We start from the raw sequence: 14881 nt of genomic DNA, 5'->3' as shown, positions 1-14881 counted from the left end.
GCTTCGCTCCGGGCGGGTTCGCGGCCCCGAGGTCTCGATTCTTCCCTCCTCCGCTCCTCCGCTTCCTCCCCCGCTCCGTCAGTCCAGAATCGAGACGGCCGCGAACCACCGCTGGATTGTTCTTACCGGCGGGGGTAGGTAACACCAGGTCAACGATACGGAGCGGGAACAGGTTCCCCCGGAAGCGTCAGCCCACGCGTTCGATGGTGTAGCGGACCAGCTGCTCGAGCGCGTCGTTGGCCGGGCCGTCGGGCAGGGCCGAGAGTTCGGCGTGCGCGAGGTCGGCGTAGCCGTGCAGTTTCTCCTTGGCCAGCACCAGGCCGCGCGACCGCGACAGCAGGTAGAGGGCCTCCTCCACGTCGGCGTCGGTCTGCGGCGGGGTGGCCAGCAGCTTGCGCAGGCGGTCGCCCTCGGCGCCCTCCTCGCGCAGCGCGTAGAGGACGGGCAGGGTGTGCACGCCCTCGCGCAGGTCGGTGCCGGGGGTCTTGCCGGACTGCTCGGACGCCGAGGAGATGTCGATGATGTCGTCGGCGATCTGGAAGGCGGTGCCCACGGCGTCGCCGAGGCGGGCCAGGCGTTCCACGTGGTCCAGGCTCGCGCCGGAGAAGGTGCCGCCGAAGCGTCCGGCGGCGGCGATCAGCGAGCCGGTCTTCTCCCACACCACGCGCAGGTAGTGCTCGACCGGGTCCTGGGACTGCCGGGCGCCGATGGTCTCGCGCATCTGGCCGGTGACCAGCTCGGCGAAGGTCTCGGCGATGATCCGGACCGCGTCCGGGCCGAGGGTGGAGACCAGACGGGAGGCGTGCGCGAACAGGTAGTCGCCCGCGAGGATGGCGACGGAGTTGCCCCAGCGGGAGTTCACGCTGGGGGCGCCGCGGCGCATGGAGGCTTCGTCCATGACGTCGTCGTGGTACAGGGTGGCCAGGTGCACCAGCTCCACCACGGTGCCGGCGACGACCAGGTCGGGGCTGGTCGGATTGGGGCCGAGCTGACCGGTGAGGATGGTGAACAGCGGGCGGAAGCGCTTGCCGCCGGCCTTGGCCAGGTGCAGCGCCGCTTCCTGCAGGAATTCCTCGCCGTCGGACAGCTCGGTGATGAGCAGGTCCTCGACCTCGATCAGGCCCTTGCGCACTGTGGCGGCGAGCTCGGGATCGCCAAGATCCACCCCCGCGACCACGGTGCTCTCATCGCTCACAGCTGATGCGCTCATTTCTTCTCCCAGTGCCGCGTCCGACCCCACGCCAAAGAACCTAGCGTGTGCGTCGATCACCCCCTATGGACACCACCGTAGTGCGACCAACGAAACACCCGCCACGGGAATCGAAACGCCCGGAGGTGAACCCCGGGGCAAATATACGCACGCGGTGATGTGCTGCGAGTATTGGTCGCATGGGTTCATCGGAAGTCGCGCCCGAGCAGGGGAAATCGTCGGATGTTCTGCCGGCGCACGCCGATATTCTGGTCGTCGGCGCTGGTCCCGCCGGGTCCGCCGCGGCCGCGTGGGCCGCGCGCGCGGGACGGGACGTGCTCCTGACCGATTCGGCGCTGTTCCCCCGCGACAAGACCTGCGGCGACGGGCTCACCCCGCGCGCCACGGCCGAGCTGGAGCATCTGGGGCTCGGCGACTGGGTGCGGACGCACACCGTGAACCGGGGCCTGCGGATGGCCGGGTTCGGCCGCGAGGCCCTGCTGCCCTGGCCGAACGGATCCTTCCCCGCCTACGGAAGTGCCGTTCCGCGAACCGAACTCGACGACAAGCTGCGCGAGACCGCGGTGAAGTCGGGGGCCCGGATGGTGGAGGGCGCCAAGGTGATCGAGGTGGCCCGCGAGGGCGACCGGGTCACCGGCGTGACCATCAAGACCGACAGTGGGCTGCGCGCGGTGTCCTGCAAGACGCTGATCGTGGCGGACGGGGTCCGCTCCCCCGTCGGCAAGATGCTGGGCCGCACCTGGCACCGGCAGTACGCGTACGGGACCGCGGCGCGGGCGTACATCAAATCCGAGCGCAGCGACGACGAGTGGATCACCTCACATCTCGAATTGCGTGATGCGAACAATGAATTGATTCCCGGCTACGGCTGGGTCTTCCCGCTCGGCAATGGCGAGGTGAATATCGGCGTCGGTTCGCTGGCCACCGAAAAGCGACCCTCGCATATCGCGTTGAAACCGTTGCTGCAGCACTATGTGTCGCAGCGGCGCGCGGAATGGGGTTTCGAGGGCGAGGCGCGGGCGGTGGCGTCGGCGCTGCTGCCCATGGGCGGCGCGGTGTCGAATCTGGCCGGGCGCAACTGGGCGCTGGTCGGCGACGCGGCGGGCTGCGTGAACCCGCTCAACGGCGAGGGCATCGACTACGGCCTGGAGGGCGGGCACATGCTGGCCGCGCTGCTGGACCAGCCGGACCTCACCCACATCTGGCCGGACCTGCTGCGCGAGCGCTACGGCCGCACCTATTCGGTGGCGCGGCGACTGGCCGCGCTGGCCACGCATCCGCGCACGGTGCCGCTGGGCGGGCCGCCGATGATGCGGTCGAGGCTGTTGCAGCGCACCGCGGTCCGGGTGATGGGCAATCTGGTCACCGACGAGGACCTGGATCTGACCGCCCGCTTGTGGCGGGGCGCGGGCCGGGCCTCGATGCGGATCGACAAGCTGCAGCCGTTCTCGTGAACGCCCGGCCGGTTCCCGAGGAGCTGCTGCCGCATCTGCGGCGAGCGCGGGATCTGGCCGACCGGCAGTACGCGGAGTCGCTGGACCTGGACAGTCTGGCGGCGGCCGCGGGGGTGTCGAAGTACCACTTCCTGCGGTGTTTCGCGGCCACCTACGGCAAGACGCCCGCCCTGTATCTCGCCGAGCGGCGGATCGAGCGGGCGCAGGACCTGCTGCGCGCCACCAATGTGACGGTGACCGAGGCCTGCATGCTGGTGGGCTACTCCAGCCTCGGATCGTTCAGCCGGAAGTTCACCGACCTGGTCGGGATGTCGCCCTCGGAGTATCAAGCGAAGTTCGCGGCCGAGGGCGCACCCCATATCCCGGGTTGCTACGTCTTCATGCACGGGCTCTCGGATCGGAAGCGCAAGGACTGACGCAAGGACTGACCGGTCTCATCGAGACGGCAGCACGTGGATTCCGGTCTTGTCGGTGGAGAGGGCCAGCGAGCTGATGTACCGGATCTCGCCCTCCGGTCCCGGCACCGCCGAGGCGATCATGTCGGGGCGCTCGAACTCCATGCCGGTGACGACGCAGGTCAGCGTCTCCCCCGACGGGTTGCCGTGCTCGTCGAACATGGGCAGGTCGATGCCGTCGTGGTCGCGGCGCAGGTAGTACTTGCCCTTGGTCAGGACCGCGGTCAGCGGGGTGGCCAGGAACGAGACCACCACGGCCACGATCGGCGAGTACGGCTTCAGGGTCTCACCGAACAGGCCGAAGAAGGTCATGATCGACAGCACCGCCGACAGGCCGAAACCGACCAGTCCGACCGGGTTGAAGTCGTAGAGCATGCCGCGGCGGAACTCCGGCTCCTTGGGCGAGAGCTTCAGGGCGTACTTGTTGATCGCGATATCCGTTGCGACGGTGACGATCCAGGCGATACCGCAGTTGGCGTAGAAGCCGAGGATGTTGTTGAGGAAGTCGAACATGTTGGCTTCCATCAGGATCAGCGCGATGGCCAGGTTCAGGCCGAGGAACACGATCCGGCCCGGGTAGTTCTTGGTGACGCGGGTGAAGGAGTTGGTCCACGCCAGCGAACCCGAATACGCGTTGGTCACATTGATTTTGATCTGGCTGATCACGACCAGCACCACGGCCAGGGTCATGGCCAGCCAGGACGGCATCATGTCGCGGTAGATCTCGAGGAACTGGTGCACCGGCTGGTTGGCGATGTCCTGCGCGCCGGGCAGGTTGGCGATCAGGTAGACCGCCAGGAACAGGCCGACGACCTGCTTGATGGCTCCGAACAGCACCCAGCCCGGTCCGGCCAGCAGCATCCAGCCCCACCACTTGCGGGCGTTGTCCGGGGTGCGGGGCGGCATGAAGCGCAGGTAGTCGATCTGCTCGGCGATCTGGGCGATGAGCGAGAGGCAGACGCCGGCGGCGAGCAGCGCGCCGGACAGGCTGACGCCCTTGCCGTCCTGGCCGCCGTAGGACAGGAAGGCGCCCACCGAGTCGGGGTGGCGGACCAGCAGGAAGCCGAACGGCAGCACCATCAGGATCAGCCACAGCGGGGTGGTCCACACCTGCAGTTCGGCGAGGGTGTTCATGCCGTAGATGACCAGCGGGAAGATCATCACCGTGGACACCAGGTAGCCGATCGGGAGCGGCACGTGCAGGCCGAGTCGCAGGCCCTGCGCCATGATCGAGCCCTCGAGCGCGAAGAAGATGAAGGTGAAGGAGGCGAACACGATGTTCGTCACCACCGACCCGTAGTACCCGAAGCCGCTGCCGCGGGTGATCAGGTCCAGGTCGACGTTGTAGCGGGCCGCGTAGTAGGCCAGCGGGAAGCCGGTGATCATGATGACGATCGCGAAGATGCCGATGCCCAGCAGCGCGTTGCCGGTGCCGTTGGCGATGCCGATGTTCGCGCCGATGGAGAAGTCGGCCAGGTAGGCGATGCCGCCGAGCGCCGAGACGCCGACCACCGCCGGACTCCATTTCCGGTAGCTGCGGGGCGCGAACCGCAGCGTGTAATCCTCCAGCGTCTCCTTGGACGCGGCCACCGCGTTCGCCGTGGGGGTTTCGACTTGAACCACCGGCACTCCTCGTTCGGGCTCGTCGCGAGCTGTTTTCCGATTCGAGGGTGCGCAGTGATTGTTGATCTTGGCTTTCCGGCCGATTGCGCGGCTGTTACGGCGACCTCACTGAGGTTCCGAGTGTGTGAACTCAGCAATCCGGGCGTGAATCGCGCAATTTCGGAGAAGCCCGCGGCGAGGGCTCGTCCATAGCCTGGAAACCATGACGACCATTACCAATGTCTCGCTCGTGACCGTCTATGTGACCGACCAGTCGGCCGCCAAGGCCTGGTACATCGACAAACTGGGTTTCGTGGAGGGCAGCGATGTCACCATGGGCGACAACGGCTTCCGCTGGGTGACGGTGGCGCATCCGGATCATCCGGAGCTGGAGGTGACGCTGATGATCCCGGGTCCCCCGCTCGACGACAATCTCGCCGAGGCCGTCCGCCGGTCGCTGGCCAACGGCACGCACGGCGCACTGGGCCTGCGAACCGATAACTGCCAGAAGACTTTCGACGAGCTCACCGCCAAAGGCGTGGAGTTCGTGCAGCCGCCCGCGGAGCGCCCCTACGGCGTCGAGGCCATCATCCGCGACAACTCCGGCAACTGGCTCGTGCTCACCGAACCCCGCGAATTCGATCCGAAATTCGGGCAGTAGCGACCGGGACCGTGGATGCGGGACCACCCCGCATCCACGGATTACCGGGATCAGGCGTTCTGCGCGGCGAACCAGGTTTCGACGGACTTGCGTTCGCTGTTCATGACCTTCTCGAGCAGGTTCTCGACCAGCGGTTCGATGGCTCCGCCGACCAGCGGGACCTTCACGTCGACGGTGCCGGTGGCCTCGATCTCGGAACCCTCGGCGGTGGGCCGCAATTCGAACGCGCCCGCCATCTCGGTGGTGACGCCGCCGGAGCGGCCGCTGAAGCTGCCCCGCGCGACACCGTCGGTCAGCGGACCCCAGGAGTCGGTGCGCTCGAGCATGAGCTCGCTCTTGAGGACCTTCTTGACGATGCCGGGAATCTGGTCCTCGGGCGCCTTCTCGGTCATGTGGATCTGGATGGTGCCGGGCCCGTCCGGGTGGGTGAGCTCCAGCTCGGCGGTGGTCGCTTCGGCGAAGCGGGCCTGCCACATCTCGTCATTGGTGAGTGCCCGGTGAAGCTCTTCGACCGGGACGCTGTACTGCACGGTGAAGCTGAATTTTCGGGACATGGCGAAGACCGTAGCCCAGCGATGGAATAGCCTGCTGAAGTGTCGGAAACTAGCCAGTCTCCCAGGACTGAACAGCGGCAGGCGGTTCGGTGGCGGCGGGCTCGGCTCGGGATCGTCATCACCGCGGCGACGGTCAGCTTCCTGGCCGTGCTGCTGGTGCTCGCGGCCTGGCGCGACGACCATCTCATCAATAGTGATCGGGGCGTGACCAGCGCCGAAGTGCTCTCGGCGGGCACCCTGAGGTCCGCGGTCATCTTCGTCACGCCCGACGGCGAGACCCACAACCCGAAGACCGGCGTGCTCTATCCGACCAAACTGACCGTCGGCGAGCGCATCAATGTCGAATATCGGCGCAGCGACCCCGATCTGGTTCGGGTGGCGGGTCGCGATGCGCGGGTCGCCATCATCCCGGCGCTGTCGGTGATCGTGGTCGCCTGGGCCATCGCCATCCCCGCGCTCTGGCTGCTCGGCTCGCCCCCCACGCGCTGGGTCGGCGCACTGCGGAGCCGCCTGCGAACTAGGCTCCGACAGTAGACAGTCCCGACATTCGCCCACAGGTTCGCGGCCCGTCTCGTTCTGGACTGACCGGAGCGGGGGAGCGAACGACTCCATAGGCCTGCGCCTTGGAGGAGCGGAGGGAGGGAAGAACGAGACCTCCAGGGCCGCGAACCCGCCCGGAGCGTAGCGGAGGGCAAAATAAGCGCCGTGGCGAAAATCAGGCAGCGGGAGTCTTTTCGGGCCCAGCTGGACAAGCAGCCGAACGAAGTCGCGTCGATGTTCGATGGCGTGGCCAAGCGGTACGACATCACCAACACGGTGATGACCGGCGGCATCGACCGGTACTGGCGGATGGCGACCCGGAAAGCCCTGGCGCTGCGGCCCGGCGAGCGGGTGCTGGATCTGGCCGCCGGAACCGGTGTCTCGACGGTGGAACTGGCCAAATCCGGGGCCTGGTGCCTGGCCGCCGACTTCTCCCAGGGCATGCTCGCGGCCGGACGCTGGCGCAATGTGCCCATGGTCGCCGGTGACGCCATGGCCCTGCCCTTCGCCGACGACTCCTTCGACGCCGTCACCATCTCCTACGGGCTGCGCAATGTGTCCGACCCGGACCTGGCGCTGCGCGAGATGCTGCGGGTGACCAAGCCCGGCGGGCGGCTCGTGGTGGCCGAGTTCTCCACCCCGACGTTCCCGCCGTTCCGGACCGTCTACATGGAGTACCTGATGAAGGCGCTGCCGCGGGTGGCCAGCGCGGTCAGCTCCAATCCGGACGCCTACGTGTACCTGGCCGAGTCCATCCGGGCCTGGCCCAACCAGCCGCAGCTGGCCCTGCGGATCGCGGACGCGGGCTGGTCGGCGGTGAAGTGGCGCAATCTCACCGGCGGCATCGTGGCGCTGCACCGCGGCTACAAACTGGGCTGATACCCGCCGCCGACCTGTGGCATTGCTCACGGTAGCGGCCCGACCCGCGCCTCACAGCCGCGAAAAACGGCTGTGAGGTGGATTGTCATCTGCCGATAACGTTCGGTAAATCCCCCGCAACTCGGGGTGGCTTAACTCGGAACCATGCCCGAACAGCCGACGCCCCCGACGAGCACCCGGACCGCGTGCTCGTACTGCGGGGTGGGCTGCGGCATCACCGTGGAAACCACGATCGGCCCGCTCGGGCTGCCGGTGATCGCCAAGGTCAAGGGCGACAAGGAACACCCCGTCAATGCCGGGCGGCTGTGCACCAAGGGCAACACCCACGCCGAGCTGATGGCCGCGCCCGGCCGCATGGAGACCGCCTACCGCCGCCCCGAACGCGGCCAGCCGCCCGTGCCCATGCCGGTCGACGAGGCCGTTCACGAAGCCGCCCAACGGCTTCGCGTGATCCTCGACACGCACGGTCCGGACGCCGTCGCGCTGTACGTGTCCGGTCAGCTGTCGATCGAGGCCCAGTACCTGGCCACCAAACTCGCCAAGGGCCACCTGCGCACCGTGCACATGGAGGCCAACTCGCGGCTGTGCATGGCCAGCGCGGCCAGCGGTTACAAGCTGTCGCTCGGCGCGGACGGGCCGCCCGGCTCCTACGACGACCTCGACCACGCCGACCTGTTCTTCGTGATCGGCGCGAACATGGCCGACTGCCACCCGATCCTGTTCCTGCGCATGGCCGATCGGCTCAAGGCGGGCGCGAAACTCATCGTGGTGGACCCGCGGCGCACCGACACCGCCGCGCGCGCCGACCTGTTCCTGCAGCTCGAGCCGGGCACCGATCTGGCGCTGCTGAACGGGCTGCTGCACCTGCTGGTCGAGAACGGCGACATCGACGCCGACTTCATCGCCGAGCACACCGAGGGCTGGGAGGACCTGCCCGAATTCCTCGACGCCTACACCCCGGACCTGGTCGCCCAGGTCACCGGACTCGCCGAGGCCGACATCCGCACCGCCGCCGAGTGGATCGGCGCGGCCGGCGAATGGATGTCGCTGTGGACCATGGGGATCAACCAGTCCACGCACGGCACCTGGGCCACCAACGCCATCATCAACCTGCACCTGGCCACCGGCGCCATCTGCCGCACCGGCAGCGGGCCGTTCTCCCTCACCGGGCAGCCCAACGCCATGGGCGGGCGCGAAATGGGTTACATGGGACCGGGACTGCCCGGCCAGCGCAGTGTGCTCGCCGACGCCGACCGAGCCTTCGTGGAAGCCGAATGGGGGCTGGAACCCGGCACCATTCGCGCCGAGCCCGGACCCGGGTCGATCGAGATGTTCCGCGGTCTGGCCGACGGGCGGATCAAGGCCTGCTGGATCATGTGCAGCAATCCGGTCGCCTCCATGGCCAACCGGCGCACCGTGATCGCCGGCCTGGAAGCCGCCGACCTGGTGATCGCGCAGGACGTGTACACCGACACGGCCACCAACGCCTACGCCGACCTGCTGCTGCCCGCCACCCTGTGGGCGGAGGCCGATGGGGTGCAGGTGAATTCGGAACGCAACCTGACCCTGCTGCAGCGCTCGGTCGAGCCGATCGGCGACGCCCGGCCGGACTGGCAGCTCATCGCGCAGATGGCGACGGCGCTCGGCTTCCCCGGCTTCGACTACGCCTCCAGCGCCGAGATCTTCGACGAGATCCGCCGCTTCGCCAACCCGGCCACCGGATACGACCTGCGCGGCATCGACTACGACCTGCTGCGCGCCGGGCCCGCGCAGTGGCCGTGCCCCGATCCGGCCCAGCGGCGCAACCCGATTCGCTATGTGAACGACGGCGTCAGCCAGACCCGCTTCACCGATGCGGAGGGGAACACGCCCCGCCTGGCCTTCGCCACCGCGAGCCGCAAGGCCGTGTTCTGGCCGCGCCCGCACCTGCTGCCCGCCGAGATGCCGGACGAGGACCACCCGTTCGTCCTCAATACCGGCCGCCTGCAACACCAGTGGCACACCATGACCAAGACCGGGAAGGTGGCGAAACTGAACAAGCTCAACGGCAAGCCGTTCCTGGAACTGCATCCCGACGACGCCGCCCGCCTCGAGGTCCGCGACGGCGACCAGCTCGAGATCGCCTCCCGCCGCGGCCGCGCCGTGCTGCCCGCCCTGCTCAGCGACCGCGTCCTGCCCGGCAGCTGCTTCGCGCCCTTCCACTGGAACGACGAACAGGGCGAATACCTCACCATCAATGCCGTCACCAATGACGCGGTGGACCCGATCTCGCTGCAACCGGAGTTCAAGGCCTGCGCGGTGCGCCTGCGCAAGGTCGCGGCGCTGAGTACGGCGACGACCGGCGACCCCGAGACGGAAACGGATGCCGCCGAACGGGTTCCGTCCGCGCCCGAGAGCGGCGGCGCACCCGTGCCCGCGTTCGGCGGCGTGGACCTCGGCGGCCCGCATCCACTGGCGGTCATGCTCGGATTGGAGACCGCCACCGCGCCCACGCTCAGCGAGGTCGAGCGCATCTACCTGGGCGGGTATCTCGCGGCGCTGCAGAGCCTGCCGGTCAGCGGGGTGCCGGTGCTGCCGGCGACCGCGCCGATCTCCGAACGCAGCCGGGCATGGATCGACGGCCTGCTGGGCGGGATGTACTCCCGTGGCGCGCAGCCGCTCCCGACCGGGTTCGCGGCGGATTCGATCGGCTTCGCGGCGGACGTGAGCACGGGTTTCACCGGCCGGTCCGAGGGCGGCCAGAGCGCGGAGGCTCCGGCGCGGACCGTCACGATCCTGTGGGCCTCGCAGACCGGGACCGCGGAGGATCTGGCCGCCGCGCTGACGACTCATCTCGTGGAGTCGGGCTTCGCGCCGCGGCTCCTGGACATGGACTCGGCCGAACTGTCCGATCTCACCGGCGATGTGCTGGTCATCAGCAGCACCTTCGGCGACGGCGGGCCGCCGGACAATGGCGCGGACTTCTGGGAACGATTGAACGACAGCGCGATCCGGCTGACCGGGATGCGCTTCGCGGTGTTCGCGCTCGGCGACTCCGCCTACGACGACTTCTGCGGCCACGGCCGCAAGCTGGACGAACTGCTCGCCAAGCGCGGCGCGGCCCGCCTGCTGCCCCGCGTGGACAGCGAACCCGACCACGAGGACGCGTCCGCGGTCTGGTTCGACGCCGTGACCGGCGTGCTCGCGGACGCGGCGGGCGACGCGGCCACCGATGACGGGAACCGAGGCGGGTCCGGTGTGGGACCGCGGGGCGGAAATTCCACACCGCCGTTCGGTGCTCCGGGCGGCCGGGGTTCCGGCGGGACGTCCGTTGGCGACACACCCACCTGGAACGCTGCCGGTAGTTACGACGTGCGTGGCGGCGCGGGCGCTTCGAGTCCGCTCGGACACGGTGCCGGCCGCTCCGGAAGTGCCCGGGGCGCGACGGCTGTCGCTCCGGGTCGGGCACGCGCCGCGGCGCCTTTCACCCGGAATTCTCCGGTGCTCTCGAAACTGGTTCGCAATGAATTGCTTTCCCGCGAGAGTTCCGGGAAAGAGGTTCGGCAGTTCGGATTCGATCTGAGCGATCCGGAGACCACCTACGAGGTCGGGGATTCGCTGGGCATTCGGCCCGCGAATTGCGAGTCGCTGGTGCGGGAATGGCTGGCGGCGACCGGTCTCGAAGGTCGCCGGCTGATCGAGATCGACAATGGCGAGGTTCCGCTGGCGGAGGCGCTGCGCACGCATTACGACATCACGCGGGTGAGCACGGATCTGTTGTCGTTCGTGGCCGGACACAATGCCGATCCGCGGCTGGCCAAGCTGTTGCGGCGCGACAATCGCAATGAGCTGGACGGATATCTGTGGGATCGGCAGGCGGTGGACGTGCTGCGCGATTTCCCGGTGCGGGCCGATCTGGTGGAGTGGCTGAGCACGCTGAAGAAGCTGCAGCCGCGCCAGTATTCGATCTCGTCGAGTCCGCTGGTGAGCCCGGACGAGGTGCAGCTGACGGTCGGCGTGGTGCGCTACGGCGATCCGGCGGCCATCGGGTCGGCGGCCCGGCGCGGCGGCGTGAGCTCGACCTTCCTGGCCGATCGCGCGGACGCCGAGGTGCCGATCTTCCTGCAGCGGGCCCCGCACTTCCGGCCGCCGCTGGACCCGGCCGCGCCGATGATCATGGTGGGCCCGGGCACCGGCATCGCGCCGTTCCGCGGCTTCCTGCAGGAGCGCCGGGCGCTGGGCTGCACGGGCCGCAACTGGCTGTTCTTCGGCGATCAGCACGCGAAGGACAATTTCTATTACCGGGCCGAGCTGGAGGACATGTTCCGCTCGGGTTTCCTGACCCGGCTGGATCTGGCGTTCTCCCGCGATCAGCGGGAGCGGATCTACGTGCAGCACCGCATGATCGAGCACGGCGCCGAGTTGTGGGCGTGGCTGCGTGAGGGCGGGCATTTCTACGTGTGCGGTGACGCGGCGCGAATGGCGAAGGATGTGGACGACACCTTGCTGAAGATCGCGCGCATTCACGGGAAGCTGAGCGAGGACGGCGCGCTGGCCTTCAAGAAGCAGTTGGTGGCGGAGAAGCGGTACGTGCGCGACGTGTACTGACTGGTTCGATTCCGGCACCCCGAATGTGAAACTGTGGTATTTGTAACTCGCCCGTCCAGTCTCACAGGTGGGCGAGCCGTCCCCGCGACGGCTGCCAGCAGCACGGAGGGCCGGGAGCGTGAACGGTCGGATCAGTCGAATCACCGGACGAATCGCGGTGGCGGCCCTCGCGGCCGCCGCGACCCTGAGCCTGGGCTGCGTGCCCGCCGGCGCGGAACCCACCACCCCCGCCGCCCCGGTCGCCCCCGGCGTCAGCGTCCCCGACTTCAAGACCGAGGACGGCTCCTACATCAAGAGCGTCGCGGCCACCGACAGCCGCCACGTCGTCTTCACCGTCTACTCCGCGGCCATGAACCAGACCTTCCCGGTCGACGTGCAGCGCCCCGAGAACATCGACGACGCCCGCCCCACCCTGTACCTGCTCAATGGCGCGGGCGGCGGCGTGGACGCCGCCACCTGGCAATTGCGCACTGACGCACTGGATTTCCTGGCCGACAAGAACATCAATGTCGTGCAGATCATCGGCGGCGCGTTCACCTGGTACACCGACTGGGCGCAGGCCGACAAGTCGCTCGGCGTCAACAAGTGGTCCACCTACCTCGGCAAGGAGCTGCCGCCGCTGATGGACGCGGCGCTGGGCAGCAATGGCAACAACGCCATCGCCGGGATCTCCATGGCCGGTCTGCCCGTGCTGAACTCGGTCATCTTCAACCCCGGCCTGTTCAAGAGCGCGGCCGTGTACAGCGGCTTCTTCCAGACCATGACGCCGATGGGCCGCGAGGCCATCAAGATGGTCACCGAGCTGTACGGCGGCGGCAAGGTCGAGAACATGTGGGGCCCCGAGGGCAGCGCCCAGTGGGCCGCCAACGACCCCACCCTCAATGCCGAGAAACTGCGCGGCACCAACCTTTTCATCTCCACCGGCAACGGCATCCCGGGCGCGTTCGACATGCCCGGGGCGCGCGGCCGCATGGAGAAGCCCGAGGACACCGCCAAGACCGTCGCGCTGGGCTCGCTCATCGAGGCCAATTGCGAACTGTCCACGGTGATCCTGCAGAAGCGCCTGGAATCCATGCGCATTCCCGCGACCTTCGAATTCCGCAGCAGCGGCACCCACATCTGGGGCTACTGGCAGGACGACCTGAAGGCGTCGTGGCCGGTGCTCGCGCAGGGTCTGTTCCCGCCCGCGTAACCGCCTACACGACAGGCGGATTGACGCGCGCGAAGTCCCCCGGCCCGTAGTACGGGTAGTAGGGGTAGGGCGGCGTCACCGCGCTCGCCTTGTCCAGTCGGCCGATCTGCTCGGCGTCGAGGCTCCAGCCCACCGCGCCCAGGTTCTGGCGCAACTGCTCCTCGTCACGCGCGCCGACGATGACGGTGGCCACGGTCGGGCGGCGCAACAGCCAGTTCAGGGCGATCTGCGGGACGGTGCGGCCGGTTTCGGCGGCGATCTCGTCGAGCACGTCGACCACGTCGTAGAGCAGCTCGTCGTCGACGGGCGGCCCGGCCTCGGCGGTCTTGTGCAGGCGGCTGCCGGGCGGAAGCGGTTGGCCGCGACGGATCTTCCCGGTGAGCCGACCCCAGCCGAGCGGGCTCCAGACCACCGCGCCGACACCCTGATCCACACCGAGCGGCATGAGCTCCCATTCGTAGTCGCGCCCGGCGAGCGAGTAGTAGACCTGATGCGCGACATAGCGCGGGAAGCCGTGCCGGTCCGCGGCGGCCAGGGATTTCATCAGCTGCCAGCCCGCGAAGTTGGAGGCGCCCACGTAGCGGATCTTGCCGGAGCGCACCAGCGAGTCGAGGGCGGAGAGCACTTCCTCGACGGGCGTGCCCGCGTCGAAGGCGTGCAGCTGGAACAGGTCGATGTGCTCGACGCCGAGCCGGCGCAGCGACCCCTCGACCGCCGAGATCAGCCGGGCGCGACCCGATCCCGCGTCGGCCGGGCCCGGTCCGGTGGGCAGGGTGGCCTTGGTCGAGATCAGCACGCGGTCGCGGCGGCCCCGGATCGCCTCGCCCAGTACCTCTTCCGAGGCGCCGTCCGAGTAGACGTCGGCGGTGTCGAACAGGGTGACGCCCGCGTCCAGGCTGATGTCCACCAGGCGGCGGGCCTGGGCCGCGTCGGTGTCGCCCCAGGCCGAGAAGAGTTCGCCGCGGCCGCCGAAGGTGCCCGCGCCGAAACTCAGGGCCGGAACCAGCAGACCGGATGCGCCGAGCCGGCGGTATTCCATGATCACCACTCCTAACGGAACCATAGTTTCATTAACACCGGACGCTACACTCGTCTCGCCGCAAACGGAACTGGAGACCCGTTATGAATCAGGACACAACGAGCCCCGGCTCGGTCCGCCCCGGTGGACGCACCGCGCGCGTCCGCGAATCCGTGCTGCGCGCCGCGGGCGACCTCCTGGCCGAACACGGCTACGCCACCCTCGATCTGGCCGAGGTCGCGGCCCGCGCCGAGGTCGGCAAGACCACCGTCTACCGCCGCTGGCGCAGCCCCGCCGGACTGGTCGCGGACCTGCTCGCCGATATGGCCGAAACCTCACTCCCCCACAGCGATACCGGCACCCTGCGCGGCGACCTGCTCGCCAATGCGCGGCTGGTCGGGAAGACCCTCACCGACCCCCGGCAGGGCCGCCTGTTCCGGGCCGTCATCGCCGCCGCCACCAGCGACGACACCGCGGCAGCGGCGCTGCGCGCCTTCTACGACACCCGGCTCACCGAATGGTCACCGTGCGTCGAAGCCGCCGCCGCCCGCGGCGAGGTTCCGGCCGGAACCGACCCGCGCGCAGTGCTTTCCGCCGTCTCCGCCCCGCTCTACTACCGCCTGCTGGCCAGCGGCGACCCGGTCGACGAGGCCACCGTCACAGCCGCGGCGACGGCCGCCGCCCTCGCCGCCGAACAGGGCGTATTCGTCTCCGGCACCGGCCGATCCG

The 14881-nt window shown here is 68.8% G+C and carries 12 protein-coding genes; 8 read left to right on the top strand and 4 right to left on the bottom strand.

Annotated features, from left to right (window positions below):
* Window positions 1–187: 187 nt before the first annotated feature.
* Window positions 188–1210 carry a polyprenyl synthetase family protein gene (locus ACFV4K_RS07030; protein WP_379272751.1) on the bottom strand — a complete coding sequence of 341 codons (1023 nt, stop codon included), beginning with the start codon at window positions 1208–1210 and terminating at the stop codon, window positions 188–190.
* A 179-nt stretch (window positions 1211–1389) separates the two neighbouring features.
* Between ACFV4K_RS07030 and ACFV4K_RS07025 the strand changes: the two genes are divergently transcribed.
* Together ACFV4K_RS07025 and ACFV4K_RS07020 are read left to right on the top strand one after the other, a co-directional pair.
* Window positions 1390–2664, top strand: a complete 1275-nt coding sequence (locus ACFV4K_RS07025; protein WP_379272750.1) for a geranylgeranyl reductase family protein — start codon at window positions 1390–1392, stop codon at window positions 2662–2664.
* Complete coding sequence (locus tag ACFV4K_RS07020; protein WP_379272748.1) at window positions 2661–3080, top strand: helix-turn-helix transcriptional regulator; 420 nt, start codon at window positions 2661–2663, stop codon at window positions 3078–3080. The genes ACFV4K_RS07025 and ACFV4K_RS07020 overlap by 4 nt, the downstream gene beginning before the upstream one ends.
* Before the next feature lie 18 nt (window positions 3081–3098).
* Here ACFV4K_RS07020 and ACFV4K_RS07015 read toward each other — a convergent pair whose 3' ends face one another.
* Window positions 3099–4748 (bottom strand): purine-cytosine permease family protein, encoded by a 1650-nt coding sequence (locus ACFV4K_RS07015; RefSeq protein ID WP_379272746.1) that lies wholly within the window; start codon window positions 4746–4748, stop codon window positions 3099–3101.
* 196 nt (window positions 4749–4944) lie between these two features.
* Here ACFV4K_RS07015 and ACFV4K_RS07010 point away from each other — a divergent pair, with 196 nt between their 5' ends.
* Complete coding sequence (locus tag ACFV4K_RS07010) at window positions 4945–5382, top strand: VOC family protein (protein WP_379272744.1); 438 nt, start codon at window positions 4945–4947, stop codon at window positions 5380–5382.
* Window positions 5383–5432: 50 nt separating this feature from the next.
* On the opposite strand, the gene ACFV4K_RS07005 is transcribed toward ACFV4K_RS07010, so the two are convergent.
* Complete coding sequence (locus tag ACFV4K_RS07005; protein ID WP_379272742.1) at window positions 5433–5936, bottom strand: DUF2505 domain-containing protein; 504 nt, start codon at window positions 5934–5936, stop codon at window positions 5433–5435.
* A gap of 39 nt (window positions 5937–5975) precedes the next feature.
* Here ACFV4K_RS07005 and ACFV4K_RS07000 point away from each other — a divergent pair, with 39 nt between their 5' ends.
* The 4 genes from ACFV4K_RS07000 (at window position 5976) to ACFV4K_RS06985 (ending at window position 13134) form a co-directional block, all read left to right on the top strand.
* Complete coding sequence (locus tag ACFV4K_RS07000; RefSeq protein ID WP_379272740.1) at window positions 5976–6470, top strand: DUF3592 domain-containing protein; 495 nt, start codon at window positions 5976–5978, stop codon at window positions 6468–6470.
* Window positions 6471–6641: 171 nt separating this feature from the next.
* Complete coding sequence (locus tag ACFV4K_RS06995; RefSeq protein WP_379272738.1) at window positions 6642–7355, top strand: demethylmenaquinone methyltransferase; 714 nt, start codon at window positions 6642–6644, stop codon at window positions 7353–7355.
* Window positions 7356–7499: 144 nt separating this feature from the next.
* On the top strand, window positions 7500–11942 hold the full coding sequence (locus tag ACFV4K_RS06990; RefSeq protein WP_379272736.1) for a molybdopterin-dependent oxidoreductase: 4443 nt from the start codon (window positions 7500–7502) through the stop codon (window positions 11940–11942).
* 118 nt (window positions 11943–12060) lie between these two features.
* Window positions 12061–13134 carry an alpha/beta hydrolase family protein gene (locus tag ACFV4K_RS06985; protein ID WP_357091046.1) on the top strand — a complete coding sequence of 358 codons (1074 nt, stop codon included), beginning with the start codon at window positions 12061–12063 and terminating at the stop codon, window positions 13132–13134.
* A gap of 4 nt (window positions 13135–13138) precedes the next feature.
* Here the strand turns inward: ACFV4K_RS06985 and ACFV4K_RS06980 are convergent, their stop codons facing one another.
* Window positions 13139–14173, bottom strand: coding sequence for an aldo/keto reductase (locus ACFV4K_RS06980; RefSeq protein ID WP_379272734.1), 1035 nt, complete (start codon window positions 14171–14173; stop codon window positions 13139–13141).
* Between the two features lie 83 nt (window positions 14174–14256).
* On the opposite strand from ACFV4K_RS06980, the gene ACFV4K_RS06975 reads away from it, so the two are divergent.
* Window positions 14257–14881: TetR/AcrR family transcriptional regulator (locus tag ACFV4K_RS06975; RefSeq protein ID WP_379272733.1), on the top strand; the 625-nt coding region annotated here is incomplete at its 3' end.

Source organism: Nocardia sp. NPDC059764, assembly GCF_042732555.1.
In the GTDB taxonomy this organism is placed as follows: domain Bacteria; phylum Actinomycetota; class Actinomycetes; order Mycobacteriales; family Mycobacteriaceae; genus Nocardia.
This window is presented reverse-complemented; position numbering and strand designations above follow the sequence as displayed.

Coding starts and splice junctions, on each gene's coding strand:
- ACFV4K_RS07030 (WP_379272751.1), bottom strand. CDS start 1,210: ATGAGCGCATCAGCTGTGAGCGATGAGAGCACCGTGGTCGCGGGGGTG.
- ACFV4K_RS07010 (WP_379272744.1), top strand. CDS start 4,945: ATGACGACCATTACCAATGTCTCGCTCGTGACCGTCTATGTGACCGAC.
- ACFV4K_RS07005 (WP_379272742.1), bottom strand. CDS start 5,936: ATGTCCCGAAAATTCAGCTTCACCGTGCAGTACAGCGTCCCGGTCGAA.
- ACFV4K_RS07025 (WP_379272750.1), top strand. CDS start 1,390: ATGGGTTCATCGGAAGTCGCGCCCGAGCAGGGGAAATCGTCGGATGTT.
- ACFV4K_RS06980 (WP_379272734.1), bottom strand. CDS start 14,173: ATGGAATACCGCCGGCTCGGCGCATCCGGTCTGCTGGTTCCGGCCCTG.
- ACFV4K_RS06990 (WP_379272736.1), top strand. CDS start 7,500: ATGCCCGAACAGCCGACGCCCCCGACGAGCACCCGGACCGCGTGCTCG.